The 14,070-nt window shown below is 68.7% G+C and carries 16 protein-coding genes; 7 read left to right on the plus strand and 9 right to left on the minus strand.

The annotated features are described in order from the left end of the window. Positions 1-35: 35 nt before the first annotated feature. Positions 36-1,058, minus strand: coding sequence for a DNA topoisomerase IB (locus AC07XS_RS13470; RefSeq protein ID WP_182714857.1), 1,023 nt, complete (start codon positions 1,056-1,058; stop codon positions 36-38). A 115-nt stretch (positions 1,059-1,173) separates the two neighbouring features. Between AC07XS_RS13470 and rlmJ the strand changes: the two genes are divergently transcribed. Then, a complete protein-coding gene (gene rlmJ, locus AC07XS_RS13475) occupies positions 1,174-1,989 on the plus strand; it encodes a 23S rRNA (adenine(2030)-N(6))-methyltransferase RlmJ (RefSeq protein ID WP_182714856.1) in 816 nt (271 codons plus the stop codon). Between the two features lie 29 nt (positions 1,990-2,018). Next, complete coding sequence (locus AC07XS_RS13480; protein WP_182714855.1) at positions 2,019-2,750, plus strand: type 1 glutamine amidotransferase; 732 nt, start codon at positions 2,019-2,021, stop codon at positions 2,748-2,750. Positions 2,751-2,940: 190 nt separating this feature from the next. On the opposite strand, the gene AC07XS_RS13485 is transcribed toward AC07XS_RS13480, so the two are convergent. Continuing rightward, positions 2,941-4,017: a putative sulfate exporter family transporter gene (locus tag AC07XS_RS13485; protein WP_182714854.1), complete on the minus strand. Its 1,077-nt coding sequence runs from the start codon at positions 4,015-4,017 to the stop codon at positions 2,941-2,943. Between the two features lie 79 nt (positions 4,018-4,096). On the opposite strand from AC07XS_RS13485, the gene AC07XS_RS13490 reads away from it, so the two are divergent. Then, complete coding sequence (locus AC07XS_RS13490; RefSeq protein ID WP_321208135.1) at positions 4,097-4,972, plus strand: LysR family transcriptional regulator; 876 nt, start codon at positions 4,097-4,099, stop codon at positions 4,970-4,972. Positions 4,973-5,146: 174 nt separating this feature from the next. Here AC07XS_RS13490 and AC07XS_RS13495 read toward each other — a convergent pair whose 3' ends face one another. Next, the gene (locus tag AC07XS_RS13495) at positions 5,147-5,338 is read right to left on the minus strand and encodes a hypothetical protein (protein ID WP_182714852.1); all 192 of its coding nucleotides are present in this window, start codon (positions 5,336-5,338) and stop codon (positions 5,147-5,149) included. Next, a complete protein-coding gene (gene hemF, locus AC07XS_RS13500; protein ID WP_182714851.1) occupies positions 5,335-6,216 on the minus strand; it encodes an oxygen-dependent coproporphyrinogen oxidase in 882 nt (293 codons plus the stop codon). The genes AC07XS_RS13495 and hemF overlap by 4 nt, the downstream gene beginning before the upstream one ends. A 217-nt stretch (positions 6,217-6,433) precedes the next feature. Here hemF and AC07XS_RS13505 point away from each other — a divergent pair, with 217 nt between their 5' ends. Continuing rightward, on the plus strand, positions 6,434-7,678 hold the full coding sequence (locus AC07XS_RS13505; protein ID WP_152950684.1) for a dipeptidase: 1,245 nt from the start codon (positions 6,434-6,436) through the stop codon (positions 7,676-7,678). Between the two features lie 4 nt (positions 7,679-7,682). Here AC07XS_RS13505 and AC07XS_RS13510 read toward each other — a convergent pair whose 3' ends face one another. The 4 genes from AC07XS_RS13510 to AC07XS_RS13525 form a co-directional block, all read right to left on the minus strand. Then, positions 7,683-9,257: an EAL domain-containing protein gene (locus AC07XS_RS13510; RefSeq protein WP_182714850.1), complete on the minus strand. Its 1,575-nt coding sequence runs from the start codon at positions 9,255-9,257 to the stop codon at positions 7,683-7,685. Between the two features lie 78 nt (positions 9,258-9,335). Further along, a complete protein-coding gene (locus tag AC07XS_RS13515) occupies positions 9,336-9,773 on the minus strand; it encodes a flagellar basal-body protein FlbY (protein WP_152950682.1) in 438 nt (145 codons plus the stop codon). Then, entirely contained in the window at positions 9,770-10,081 is a 312-nt protein-coding gene (locus AC07XS_RS13520; RefSeq protein ID WP_054766216.1) for a rod-binding protein, read from the minus strand. Before AC07XS_RS13520 ends, AC07XS_RS13515 begins: the two co-directional genes overlap by 4 nt. Before the next feature lie 2 nt (positions 10,082-10,083). Next, positions 10,084-11,196 carry a flagellar basal body P-ring protein FlgI gene (locus AC07XS_RS13525; RefSeq protein ID WP_054766215.1) on the minus strand — a complete coding sequence of 371 codons (1,113 nt, stop codon included), beginning with the start codon at positions 11,194-11,196 and terminating at the stop codon, positions 10,084-10,086. 183 nt (positions 11,197-11,379) lie between these two features. Here AC07XS_RS13525 and AC07XS_RS13530 point away from each other — a divergent pair, with 183 nt between their 5' ends. The 3 genes from AC07XS_RS13530 (at position 11,380) to gltX (ending at position 13,826) form a co-directional block, all read left to right on the plus strand. After that, on the plus strand, positions 11,380-11,805 hold the full coding sequence (locus AC07XS_RS13530; protein ID WP_054766214.1) for a flagellar assembly protein FliX: 426 nt from the start codon (positions 11,380-11,382) through the stop codon (positions 11,803-11,805). Positions 11,806-11,979: 174 nt separating this feature from the next. Then, on the plus strand, positions 11,980-12,414 hold the full coding sequence (gene dksA / locus AC07XS_RS13535) for an RNA polymerase-binding protein DksA (protein ID WP_054766213.1): 435 nt from the start codon (positions 11,980-11,982) through the stop codon (positions 12,412-12,414). A 77-nt stretch (positions 12,415-12,491) separates the two neighbouring features. Next, on the plus strand, positions 12,492-13,826 hold the full coding sequence (gene gltX / locus AC07XS_RS13540; RefSeq protein WP_182714849.1) for a glutamate--tRNA ligase: 1,335 nt from the start codon (positions 12,492-12,494) through the stop codon (positions 13,824-13,826). A 17-nt stretch (positions 13,827-13,843) separates the two neighbouring features. On the opposite strand, the gene AC07XS_RS13545 is transcribed toward gltX, so the two are convergent. Continuing rightward, on the minus strand, positions 13,844-14,070 hold a 227-nt coding region (locus tag AC07XS_RS13545; RefSeq protein WP_182714848.1), incomplete at its 5' end, for a DUF8200 family protein.

The following is a 14,070-nucleotide window of genomic DNA, read 5'->3' on the forward strand; positions in this document are numbered from 1 at the left end:
CACACCGGTGTATAGCGCCGCTGGGGGTGCGCTCCTCAACTCGCCTTCAGCAGCCGGATCAGCGCCGTCTCGAACCCCTTGGCGTCCGGTCCCGGCAGGGCGGTCTTCAACGCGCCGCTCTCGAACAGGGCCATCACCTTCGGATGGACGTAGGCGGTCCGGCACACCGTCGGCGTATTGCCCAACAGGCCCGCCACCGCCTTGACGCAGACGGTGATCTTGCGTTTCGCGTCGGTGGGCGATGTCGGGGGCTCCATCTCGCGCAGGGCCCGCGCCGCCGAGACCGTGCCCGCCCAGGTGCGGAAGTCCTTGGCCGAGAACTGCTCACCCATGGCCGCGCGGATATAGGCGTTCACATCGTCCGAGGTGACGGGGCACAGATGGCCCTCGGCGTCGCGGTATTTGAACAATTGGCGCCCCGGCAGCTCCTCCAAGGTCCGGACCACCCGCGCCAGCCGCCGGTCGCGGACGCTGACCCGGTGGTCCTTGCCGCTCTTGCCGCGGAACTCGAACGTCAGGGCGGCGCCGTCCACCTCCAGATGCCGCTTGTTCAGGGTGGTCAGTCCATAGCTGCGGTTCTGACGGGCGTAGGTCGCATTGCCGACCCGGATCAGGGTGATCTCCAGCAGACGCACGGCGGTCGCCAGCACCTTCTCCTTCACCGGTCCCCGCAGCCCCAGATCATGCTCCACCTGGGCGCGCAGCCGGGGCAGGGCGCGTGAGAAGGCCGGCAGCTTGTCGAACTTGTTCTCCGACCGGGCCGTGCTCCAATCGTTGTGATAGCGGTACTGTTTGCGACCCTTCAGGTCCCGGCCCGTGGCCTGGATATGGCCGTTGGCCTTGGGGCAGATCCAGACGTCGGTCCAGGCGGGCGGAATGGCCAGGGCGCGGATCCGGTCCAGAACCTTGGGGTCCTTGACCGGCCGCCCCTCGGCGTCGCGATAGGACCAGCCCTTGCCGGCGCGGCGGCGGGTCAGGCCGGGGTTGTCGTCGCTGCACCAGCTCAGCCCCTGCGGAACCTCGACCACCGGGTCGAAGCCATGCGATCCGTCCGCCATCCCGGCGTTTCCTTTTCAGCGGTCTTTCAGCGGCTTGCCTCAGACCTGCGACGAACGCGGCGCCGCGCCCGAGAGTTCCCCTTGACCCCGCGCGCCCGGCGCGACACGAGGCGGCATGAATTATCGCCACAGCTTCCACGCCGGGAATTTCGCCGACCTGGTCAAACACGCCCTGGTCCTGTGGCTGGTGAAGGCCCGCGCGGCGGCGGGACCGCTGACGGTGCTCGACACCCACGCCGGCGCCGGCCTCTATGACCTGTCCGGCGACGCCGCCCGGTCTAAGGAGGCCGAGGTCGGGGTCGCGCGTCTGATGACGGACGCTGATCTGCCGCCCCTGATGCAGGCCCTGGCGGATCGGGTGGCGGCGCTGAACCCCGACGGCGGCGCCCGCTTCTATCCCGGCTCGCCGGTGCTGATCGCCGACGCGCTCGGCAGCGAGGGCCGTTATGTCGGCTATGAACTGAACCCGCCCGTCCTCGCCCTGCTGGACCAGGCCCTGGCGGATCGCCCCAACGCCGAGGCGCGCGAGGGCGACGGCTACGCCCTGGCCACGGCCGAGGCGGCGCGGGCCAAGGCGCCCCTGATCCTGATCGACCCGCCGTTCGAGAAGCCTGACGACTATATCCGCTCGGCCGAAGCCGCCCTGGCGGTGATCCGCCGCGATCCGGCAGCGACCATCGCCGTCTGGACCCCGCTGAAGGATCTGGAGACCTTCGACGCCTTCACCCGGCGGCTGGAAGGCCGGGCCGGCCCGACCCTGGTCGCCGAGGCCCGCCTGCGGCCCCTGACCAATCCGATGAAGATGAACGGCTGCGCCCTGGTCATCGTCAATCCGCCGCCGGGCGCCGAGGACGCGGCCCGCCAGGTGTGCGGCTGGGTGGCCGATCGTCTGGGCGATCCGGGCGGCCGGGCTGAAATCTGGTCCTTCTGATCGGCGCGCCCCTTGTCTATGGTTGGGTCATGACCCGCATCGCCATTCTGGAAACCGGCCATCCGCCCGAGGCCCTGAAGGACAGTTTCGACGACTATCCGGCCCGGTTCCGCGCCCTCCTGGGCGAAAACGTCCCGACCACCCGGTTCGACGTCCAATCCGGGCATCTGCCGTCCGACCCGTCCGCCTTTCAGGGGGTGATCGTCACCGGCTCGGCCGCCGGCGTCTATGACGACCTGCCGTGGATTCCCCAGCTGGTCGACTGGCTGCGCGCGGCGCGGGGCCGCACCCGGATCGTCGGCATCTGTTTCGGCCACCAGGTCCTGGCCCACGCCTTCGGCGGCGAAGTCGTCAAGTCGGACAAGGGCTGGGGCGTCGGCCTGCACCGTTACGACGTCCTCAGCGACGAGCCCTGGATGCACCCCCGCGCCCGCACCATCGCCATTCCGGTCTCGCACCAGGATCAGGTCGTGGCCGTTTCGCCCGACGCCCGCGTCATCGCCTCCAGCGGCTTCACCCCCTACGCCGGCCTGGCCTGGGGCGAAGACGCCATCTCCTTCCAGTGCCACCCGGAGTTCCAGCCCGACTACGCCGCCGCACTGGTCGAGACCCGGCGCGGTTCGCGCATCCCCGAACCCCTGGCCGACGCCGCCCTCGAAAGCCTGAAACGCCCCAACGACCGCGCCGTCCTCACCGCCTGGATCCGCGCCTTCCTGCTGCTGACCCCGCCGCCGGTGGAGGAGCAGGGCAGCGGGATCTGATCCTTATTTTCGTCATCCTCCGGCGAGCGTAGCGAGACCGGGGGACCCAGCGGCGCGCGTGAGCGCGAACCTGTCGCGGATACTGGCTTCAAACAGCGAGTGGCGGATGGATTTCGCCTTCAGCGCCGCTGGGTTCCCCGGTCTGCGCCGCGAAGGCGCGGCTTGCCGGAGAATGACGAAAGTGGAAGGGCTAAACCCCCAGCACCGCGATCAGCCCCAAGCTCAGCCCCACCAGGGCCGCCAGCGACAGCACCACGGCCGCCGCCACTCGCCCGCCGGCGCGCGCCACGGCCCGGATGTCGGTCTGCAACCCCAGGGCCGCCATGGCCGCCACGGTCAGCAGGCCCGACGCCGCCGCCATCGGCTCCAGCCCCGCCTGCGGGATCAAGTCCAGGTTCCGCAGGGCGATCATCGCCAGGAAGCCGACGATGAACCAGGGCAACAACCGATGCAGTCCCGGCCCCTTCGCTCCCGCCGCCCGATCCCTGAACATCAGCGACAGCGCCAGGATCACCGGCCCCAGCATCAGCACCCGCGCTAGCTTGACCACCGTCCCCGTCTGGGTCGCGACCGCGCCGAACGGCGCGGCTGCCGCCAGCACCTGGGGCACGGCGTAGACGGTCAGCCCGGCCAGGGCTCCGTATTGCAGGCCGCTCATGGACATCAGCCCGCCCAGCAGCGGCAGGGACAGAACCACAACCACCCCCAGCACGGCGGTAAAGGCGATGGAGGCGGCCACCTCTTCCCCGTCGGCGTCGATCACCGGGGCCACGGCGGCGATGGCCGAGTTGCCGCAGATGGCGTTGCCGCACGCCACCAGCAGGGCCATGCGCGGCGTCAGTCCCAGCAGACGGCCGATTCCTAACCCGGCCAGGATGGCGGCCGCCACCAGGGCGAAGACGCCCGCGACGAACCCCAGCCCCAGCGACGACAGGGTCGCCGCGCTGACCGAGGCGCCCAGCAGGACCACGGCGACTTCCAGCAGTATCTTGGCGCTGAAATCGATCCCGACGCTGAACCGGGCGTCCGGCGTCCAGGCCGCCCGCACGCCGGCCCCCAGCAGAATGGCCAGGACCAGCGGCTCCAGCCAGACCTTGCCGACCGCCTCGCGTTCCAGACCGCCCAGGCCTACCGCCGCCAGGGCGACCACCAGGCTCATCATCAGGCCGGGCCAGACCGAACGGGCAAACGCGCCGAGCCGCGCCGCCAGGCCGACGGGGCGGGGCAGGGGCGGGGTCGCGACGGCGGCAGAGGCGGCGGACTTCATGGTTCCGCTTGATGCGCGCCCGCTCGACCTCGGTCCAACGGATTGTTATGGTCGGTTCAATCCGAATTGGAGATTGATCGTGACTTTGGAGCGCCTGCGCATCTTCGTCGCCGTGGCCGAGCGTCAGCATGTGACGGCGGCGGCGCGGGCGCTGAACCTGACCCAGTCGGCCGTCTCCAACGCCATCGCGGCGCTCGAGGCCGAGCACGACGTTCATCTGTTCGACCGGGTGGGGCGGGGCGTGGTGCTGAACGCCACCGGCCAGGCCTTCCTGCCCGAGGCCAAGGCCGTCCTGGCGCGCGCGGCGGCGGCCGAGGCGGCGCTGGCGGACCTCAGCGCCCTGCGGCGCGGCCGCCTGACCGTCTTCGCCAGCCAGACCATCGCCTCCTACTGGCTGCCCCGTCGTCTGGTGGCCTTCCACGCCACCCATCCGGGCATCGAGCTGGACGTCCAGATCGGCAATACGCGCCAGGCCGCCGCCGCCGTCCTGGGAGGCGAGGCCGAGATCGGCCTGGTCGAGGGCGCGGTCGACGAATCCGCGCTGGAACAGACCCGGATCGGCTCGGACCGCTTGGCGGTCGTGGTGGCGCCGGACCACCCCTGGGCGGGCCTGCGCCGTCTGTCGGCTCAGGATCTGACCACATCCCCCTGGGTGCTGCGCGAAGCCGGCTCGGGCACCCGTTCGACCCTGGAGGAGGCGGTGCGCCAGGCCGGGATCGACCCCGCCGACCTGCCCGTCGCCATGACCCTGCCGTCGAACGAAGCGGTGCTCGCCGCCGCCGAGGCGGGGGCCGGCGCCACCGCCCTGTCCGAAAGCGTCGCCTACGCCTCCGTCGCCGCCGGCCGCCTGGTCACCGCCGCCTTTTCCCTGCCCGAACGCCCCTTCCGCCTGCTGCGCCACGCCGAACGCTATCGCAGCCGCGCCGGCGACGCCTTCACGGCGGCGATGGGGTGAGCGGACGGGCCCTGGGCTCCTCATTCCGCTCTGGGCCCCACACTCCCGTCATCCTCGGGCTTGACCCGAGGACCGGGCTGTCCGCCGCATTGCGTCAGCGGCGGGCGCACAGCCCGATCCGCATCCGGTCCTCGGGTCAAGCCCGAGGATGACGGGAGTGTGGGGTGCGGCCGCCTACAGACCGAAGCGGGGAAACACGAACCGCTCCAGCAGCAGCGAGGCCGCGAAGTAGAAGCCGATCACTACGAACAGGGTCAGCGGGATCTGCGGCTGCTTCGCCAGGACCAGATAGATCCCGTACAGCACGGCGAACAGCGCCGAGGTGGCCAGGGGGCGCAGCAGGATCTTGGCAAGGGGGGATTTCACGGCCATTTCACCACCGGGGGCATGGAGCTGAGGATCGAATCGACGTTGCCGCCGGTCTTGAGGCCGAACATGGTGCCACGATCGTACAACAGGTTGAACTCCACATAGCGCCCGCGCCGCACCAGCTGCTCCTCGCGCTCCTGGGCCGTCCAGGCCTCGGTCATCCGGCCCGCGACGATCTTCGGATAGACGTCCAGGAAGGCCAGGCCCACGTCGCGGGTGAAGGCGAAGTCCCGGTCGTGATCGCCGCTGTCGTGGTGGTCATAGAAGATGCCGCCCGTGCCGCGCGGCTCCTGCCGGTGCGGCAGGAAGAAATACTCGTCGCACCAGGCCTTGTACTTGGCGTGCCAGTCGGGGTCATGGGCGTCGCAGGCCGCCTTCATCGCGGCGTGGAAGGCCAGGGTGTCGGGGTGGTCCTGGCGCCGGTCCGCCTCCAGCACCGGCGTCAGATCGCCCCCGCCGCCGAACCAGCTCTGGGTCGTGGCGATGAAGCGGGTGTTCATATGCACCGCCGGAACCCTGGGGCTGACCGGATGGCAGATCAGGCTGATCCCGGTGGCGAAGAACCGGGGGTCTTCCGCCGCCCCCGGAACCGTCTTGGCGTAGTCTGCAGGGAATGTTCCGTGCACGGTCGAAACATGGACCCCGACCTTCTCGAACAGCCGGCCGTGCATCATCCCCATCACGCCCCCGCCGCCTGCCTCGCGCGCCCAGGGGGTCCGCACGAACCGTCCCGGCTCCCCCGGAAACAGATCGTCGGGCGCCGCATCCTCCAGCGCCTCGAAGGCAGAATGGATGCGGTCGCGCATATGCTCGAACCAGGCGCGGGTCTCGACCTTCTTCAGGTCGAGCGGATCGGAGAAGGCGGCGTCGCTCATGCCGTCTCTTAGACCTTCCCCCGCTTGGGGGGGAAGTGTCAGGTCGTGGCGCGCAGCGACACGCCTGACGATGGGGGAGGTCTTCTTATGGGCGAGACTTCCCTCTCCGTCGCTGGATCGGCTTTGCCGATCGACGCGACACCTCTCCCGCAAGCGGGAGAGGGTTCTTTTCTCGAGGTCGGTCTGTCAGTGTGCGTCGCAACAAGGGAGTCGCATCATGATCCGTCGTCTTCTGGCCGGCGTCGCCGTCGCCGCCATCGCCACCGTCGCCCACGCTCATTCGGCCAATGAGGCCAGGGTGATGGAGATCCTGAAGACCACCCCCCTGATCGACGGCCACAACGACCTGCCCTGGGCCCTGCGCCAGCAGTACGGCAATGACGTCTATGCCGTTGATCTGACGACCAATCTCGAAGCGACGACACGGCTCCACACCGACATCGCCCGCCTGCGCGCCGGCGGCGTCGGCGGCCAGTTCTGGTCCGTCTACGTCCCCGCCAGCCTGACCCCGCTGGAGGCGGTCGAGGAGACCTTCGAGCAGATCGACACGGCCAAGCGGATCATCGCCGCCCACCCCGACGTCTTCGGTCTGGCGACCACGGCGGACCAGGTGGACGCCGTCTTCGCCTCGGGTCGGATCGCCAGCCTGATCGGCATGGAGGGCGGCTATTCTATCGACGACTCCCTGGCCCTGCTGCGCGAATTCTATCGCGCCGGCGCCCGATACATGACCCTGACCCACTCCAAGACCACCACCTGGGCCGATAGCGCGACCGACGCCCCCAAATGGGGCGGGCTCAGCCCCTTCGGCGAGGATGTGGTGCGCGAGATGAACCGCCTGGGCATGATGGTGGACCTCAGCCACGTGTCCGAGGACACCATGCTGGACTCTATGCGGGTGTCCGACGCCCCGGTCATCTTCTCCCACTCCTCGGCGCGGGCGATCACGGCCCACCCGCGCAACGTGCCCGACCGGGTGCTGCGGATGATGCCCGAGGACGGCGGGATCGTGATGATCAACCTGGCCCCCGGCTTCGTCTCCGAACGGGTCCGCGCCTGGAACGCCGACCGCGCGGGCGAGGAGGCGCGGCTGAAGACCTTGAACCCCGGCGATCCGACCGCCGTCGAGGCCGGCCTGACCGCCTGGTCCGCCGCCCATCCGACGCCGGAGGCGACCCTGGCCGACGTCGTCGCCCATATCCAGCATGTGCGTCAGGTCGCCGGGATCGATCACGTCGGCCTGGGCGCCGACTTCGACGGCATCGGCAGCCTGCCCGAGGGCATGACCGGGGTGGACGCCTATCCGCGCATCCTCGCCGCCCTGATGGACGCCGGCTGGACCGAGGCCGACATCCGCAAGATCGCCGGCGAGAACCTGCTGCGCGTCATGCGCGCCGTCGAGGCGACCGCCGCCGCCAAGGCGAATGAACGACCGTCCCTGGCCAAGCCGAGCGCCGGCTAGGTCGTCAGCCCCAGGCTTCGACCGCGCCGCGACGTCGGATCGGCGCCGCGCTGGCCAGCTGGGTCCGCGGCTCGGCCTCGGCCCGGCCGAACAGCCAGCCTTGGCCGTATTCGACTCCCAGGGCCTTCAACTGATCGGCGACCTGGTCGGTCTCGATCATTTCGGCGATGGTCTCCAGCTTCATCGACCGGCACAGATCGACGAACCCGCGGATCAGGCCCTGCGTCATGGGATCGCCCAGCCCCCCGACCAGATCGCCGTCGATCTTGACCGCGTCCACCGGCAGTTTGCGGACATAGTCATAGGAGGTCGCGCCGGCGCCGAAGTCGTCGATGCAGACCTTGATGCCCGTCTCGCGCAGGGCGGCCAGGCGTCTGTTCGCCGCCTCCAGATCCGCCAGGGCTGAGGTTTCGGTCACCTCCACGATCAGCCGCTTGCGCTCCTCGGGGGAGCCGGAGGTCATCTTCAGCAGGTTCTCGACATAGGTGTCATCACCCAGCGACGCCCCCGACACATTGATCGCCATCTTCAGCAGGCCGGCGCCGGGCGCCCGCATCCGCTTCAGGACCTTTTCAGCCACGGCCAGGTCGAAGGCCTCGATCAGTTTAAGCTCCTCGGCCATGCGGATGGCTTCGGCCGGGCCGTTGGGGGTATTGAACCGCGCCAGGGCCTCGAAATGGTGCACCGCCCGCGAGTCCAGTCGGACGATCGGTTGGTAGTGGACCTGGAAGTCTCGAGCCTTGACCACGCCGCGGAACGCCTCGGCGTCGCGGAAGGTCCGCTTCAGGGACTCGGTGAAGGCGATCTGAGGATTGGCCAGGCCGCCGTCCTTCAGACATCCCTCAATGGCGAAACGCATGGCGCGCAGCACGCACAGGCTGTCCGCGCCCTGGGGAACGGGGGCGGTGAAACTCTCGGCGGCCAGTTCGGCGCCCTCCGCTCGTCCGGCCTCGACCACTTCCGCCGCCAGGTCGCGTTTGTCGGTTTCCGGCCGCAAGAGGGCGAAACGCTCCTGGGTGATCTGGGCGGCGGAGGATCCGTGAACGGCGGCCGACTGAAGCGTGGCCTCGATCCGGCGTTGAACCCGGTCCGCCAGCGCCTCCGGCAGCTGCTCCAGGCCGTGAACGTCCAGGAAGCCGAACGCCAGATCGCGCGAATTGTCGATGATGCGGGGCGCGTCGATCAGGAAGCGTTCGGCGTCGATCAGCGGCGGAACGTCCAGTTCGCCCAGCGGGATGGCCGGACCCTCATAGGCGATGGCGCAGGATATCGCGGGCGCCAGCTGGGGCAGGACGAAGGCGCGGATCGAAGCGCGTCGCACTCGGTCGGCGCCGGCGGTCAGAAGAATCTGCAGGGGCGCGCTGCGGGCGCCCGCTTTGCTGTTCATCAGCGTCTGGAGGACATGATCGCCCTGATGAAGCAGTTCGGTCAGGGGTTTGCCGGTCCACAGGGCGCCGACGTCCTGTCCCGCAGCGGGGCCCGCGCCCAGGGCGAAGCCGACGCGCCCTTGGGCGTCGATTTCCACCAGGGCGTCGGCGGACGCAAAGGCAAGTCCCAAAAGGCGCGTGGTGATCGGCATGGGGCGACTGTGACGCCTGTCGCTTAAAAAACCGGCAACACGGCGGGAACGACGTCCGCAGAACTCAAAAAATGTCGCTTAAGCCTTGCGGTTGAACGCCACCGCGCGTCCGTCGCCCATGGCCGCCCGCCCATCGGCGGCATAGGCGGCGGCCGGCGTTCGGGCGGCTGCGACCTCATGGGCGATGGCCCGCACCAGGCCCTCGGAAATACGGCGGGCGGCCTCAACAGCGCCGGCGTGACGGGCCAGGACGGCGTCGAAGGCGCGGGTGGCCTCGATCAGAGCGGACCGATCAGCCGAAGGCGCGTCGGCCAGAAGGGCGGGGTTGGCCTTCACATGGGCGGAGTCGCGGCGATAGAGGTTGGCCATCTCCTGGGTTTCGGCCAATCCCTTGGCGACCTCCTGGGGGCGCCCCTCTTGGAAGGCGCGCGTCTCGGCCGCCAAACGCTCGGTCAGGCGCCGCGTCAGATCCAGCAGTTGGCGCACGCGCGCCCCGGCCAGTTCAGCGTCGCTCATGGCCGCGCCTCCTGCATCTTCAGCATTTCGTTCATCACCGGCCCGGCTAGGCCGATCCCGCCGGCGGCCACGGTCTTCTTGGCCATTTCGTCCAGCAGAAAACTGCGCCAGGTCGCCTCGCCCTGACCGCCGCCGAACAGGCCGTCGGTCGACAGGCCTTCGAACATCGGTTTCAGCATCTGAGACAGGAAGCTGGCCTCGAAGGCTTCCGCCGTGGCCTTGATCTTCTCACGGCTCGCGCCGGCTGCGGCCGTCGCAGCGGCGGGCAGGGGCCGGATCAGTTCGGCGGGGGCGGACAGGTCCGTCATGCTCACATCACCTCGATCTCGGCCTGCAAGGCGCCGGACGCCTTGATCGCCTGCAGGATGCTGATCATGTCCCTGGGGCTGACCCCCAGGGCGTTCAGGCCGTTCACCAGGGTGGACAGGCTGGTTCCGCCGCCAACGAGCCGCATCTGGGTGCCCAGATCTTCTTCGACATTGACCTGGGTGCTGGGCACGACCGCCGTCTGTCCCTGGCTGAAGGGGGCGGGCTGGCTGACAAAGGGCTGTTCATCGACCGAGATGGTCAGATTGCCCTGGGCGATGGCCACCCGCGAGATCCGCACCGCATCGCCCATGACGATGACGCCGTTCACCTCGTCGATGATGACCTTGGCGGGTGAATCGACGGTGACGGGCAGGTTTTCCACACGGCTGATGAAGCCGGCCATACCCATCTGTCCGGGCGCCCGCAGGGCCACGACCGTTCCGTTCTCGGCCAGGGCGGTTCCGGGGAAGGCGGCGTTGACGGCGGCGGCGACGCGCTGGGCGGTGGTGAAATCCGGATTGCGCAGATTCAGCCGGACCTCGTTCATATTGGCCATTTCGAAGCCTGTCTCGCGCTCGACAGAGGCGCCCGAGGCGATCCGGCCGGCTGTCGGCACCCCCCGCGTCACCGAAGAACCTGATCCTCCGGAGGCCGAGACGGCGCCCGTCTGGACCGAGCCCTGGGCCACCGCATAGACCTGGCCGTCCGCGCCCTGAAGGCTGGTCACGACCAGAGATCCGCCCAGCAGGCTCTTGGCGTCGCACATGGAGGAGACGTTGACGTCAATGCGCGAACCCGGCGTGGCGAAGGCCGGCAGTTCGGCCGTGACCATGACTGCGGCCATATTCTTGGTGTTGGCGTTTGCGCCGCGGATATTGACCCCGAGCCGCTCGGTCATGCCTTCCAGCGACTGCCGGGTGAAGGGACAGTTGCGCAGCGAATCGCCGGTGCCGTTCAAACCCATGACCATGCCGTAGCCGACCAGTTGGTTGCCGCGAACGCCTTCAACGGCGGCGATGTCCTTGATCCGCGACTGGGCTGCGGCCGCGGACGCGCTGACGCCCAGGGCCAGGACGGCCAAGGGCGTGACGAGGCGGGCGAGCAGATTCTGCATGGGTCGGACGTCTCTGAGGCTTCTTCTGATACCTTATGCCAGGATCGTGCCGTGATCTAAGCTGTTGAAAATATGGTGGTGTGGCGGCTTGCGGGTGGATGGTGAGGGCAGATTCTGCCCAGCTGTTAACCAAACGGTCACTCCGTTCCTCAAGGATGGGATCATGAGCCGGAGCATGCGCGGATGAAGGTCACAGGGACCACGGGCCCCCAAGCCCCGACCAGCGGCAAGTCCGCTCGCTCGGCCAGCGGCTTTTCGCTCGGTCAAGCCGGCGGGGCGTCGGCGCCCACCGCCGCTTCAGCCGCCGCCGCACCGACGAGCGTCGCCGACGTCTCGGCCCTGATGGCTCTCCAAGGCGTGGAGGGGCCGCTGGAAAAACGTCGGCGCGCCATCAAGCGGGGCGCAGGGCTTTTGGACCGGCTCGACGAGATGAAACTGGCTCTGTTGTCCGGCGAGGGCGATCCCGCCTTGTTGGAACGGCTGGCCCGCAATCTGCGCGAAGAGCGCCCCGATGGCGGGGATGCGGGGTTGAACGCCGTGCTGGATCAGATCGACCTGCGCGCCGCTGTGGAACTGGCCAAGGCCGAACTGCGTCGCGGCGAGGCTTGATCGTAAAAGCTTCGGCTTTTCAAGATCGAGGACGGGGCCTTAGCTGGGTTCCTATTTCATCAAGGCGCTCACGGAATCATGATCACGGAATCGCGAACGCCGTTGCCGCGACTCGTCGGGCTGACTATACGGCCCCTACGCCACAGGGGGGCGTGATTAGAGAGCGTGAGTGGGATGAGCGCCTTGGCGTCCGTTGTGTCCGACGAAACCGGTCCTTACCGCCCGTCGGACGACGAGCCGTTCATGAATGAGCGGCAACTGGCTTACTTCAAAAAGAAGCTGCTGGACTGGAAGGATGAAATCCTTCGCGAGTCCAAGGGGACGGTCGTCAACCTGAAGGCGGAGACGGAAAACCATCCCGATCTGGTTGATCGCGCCTCTTCGGAGTCGGATCGCGCCCTGGAACTGCGGACCCGCGATCGGCAGCGCAAGCTGATCTCCAAGATCGACGACGCCCTGCGGCGGATCGAGGACGGCTCCTACGGCTATTGCGAAGACACCGGCGAACCCATTGGCTTGGGGCGTCTGGAGGCCCGCCCCACCGCGACCCTGTCGGTCGAGGCGCAGGAGCGCCACGAACGCCGCGAGCGGGTTCACCGGGACGACTGAAGTTCGAGGGACCCAAGCCTTGACTTCGCGGGGTTGCGGCGCGACCTAGCCGCCTCGCTTTTGAGGTCTAGGTCTTCATGTCCGTCAAGGTTCGTTTCGCCCCGTCGCCGACGGGTAAGCTGCACGTCGGCAATGTCCGCACCGCCCTGGTGAACTGGCTGTTCGCGAAGGGGCAGGGCGGATCCTTCGTGCTGCGGATCGACGACACCGACCTGGCGCGCTCCACGCCGGAGTTCGAGCAGGGGATCGAGGACGATCTGACCTGGCTGGGGCTGACCTGGGACGAGCGCTATAACCAATCCAAGCGCTTCGACCGCTATGAGGAGGCCGCCGCCAGGCTCAAGGCGTCGGGCCGGCTCTATCCCGCCTATGAGACGGCCGACGAACTCGACCGCCGTCGCAAGGTGCAGCTGTCGCGCGGCCTGCCGCCCATCTACGACCGCGCCGCGCTGGACCTCACCGACGCGCAGAAGGCGGCCTATGAGGCCGAGGGCCGTCGTCCCCATTGGCGGTTCAAGCTGGAGGGCAAGCGGGTCGCCTGGGAAGACCTCGCGCGCGGCCACGCCGAGGTCGACACCGCCTCCATGTCCGACCCGGTTCTGATCCGCGAGGACGGCCTGTTCCTCTACACCCTGCCGTCTGTGGTGGACGACATCGACATGGCGATCACCCACATCATCCGGGGCGAGGATCACGTCACCAACACCGGCGCCCAGATCGAGATTTTCGAAGCCCTGGGGGCGACGGTTCCCGGCTTCGCCCACATGCCCCTGCTGGTCGGCGCCGACGGCGCGGCCCTGTCGAAACGGTTGGGCTCCCTGTCGATCAGCGACATGCGCGACCAGGGTTACGAGCCGATCGCCATCACCAGCCATCTGGGCCGGATCGGCACCTCCGACCCCTTGGAGGTCGCCGCATCGGTTCAGGCCCTGGGCGAGAGCTTTGCCTTCACCAAGATGGGCCGGTCGCCGGCTCGGTATGACACGGCCGATCTGGACCGGCTGAACGCCCAGGCGCTGCACGTCATGGACTATGCTTCGGCTCAACCCCGGCTGCAGGCTCTGGACGCGGATCTAGGCGAGACCTTCTGGTCCGTGGTGCGGGGCAATCTGAACAAGTTCGCCGATGTGGTTGAAATGGCGAAGGTCGTGCGGGGGCCGATCCAGCCCGTCATCGAGGACGCCGCCTTCATCGAGGCCGCCGCCGGCCTGTTGCCCGAGGTCATTGATGAGACGGCCTGGTCCGCTTGGACGAACGCCGTCAAGGCCGAGACGGGCGCCAAGGGCAAGGCCCTGTTCATGCCCTTGCGGCTGGCGCTGACGGGCCAGGCCCATGGGCCGGACATGGCGGCCCTGGCGCCGCTGATCGGTCGCGAGACCATCCAGCGGCGCCTGAAAGGCGAGGCGGCCTAAGCCCCCCCACGCCTGGATCAGGTGTTGCAGGCGGCCAGTTCTTCGGCGCTGAGCGTCTTGCCCTTGTAGGAGAAGGCCGTCACCGGGCCGAACTTCTGCACCACGCGGCGGCAGGCGCGCGTCGCCGGCTGTTCCGTGCCGCCCGAGGCGGTGCAGGCCGAGCCCTCGCAGGACCAGCGCGCGCCGTCGATGATGGTCGGGCGGGCGGGGGCCTTGGCCGCATCCGCCAGGACCAGGCTGGTGG

This window comes from Brevundimonas sp. GW456-12-10-14-LB3, assembly GCF_059424365.1.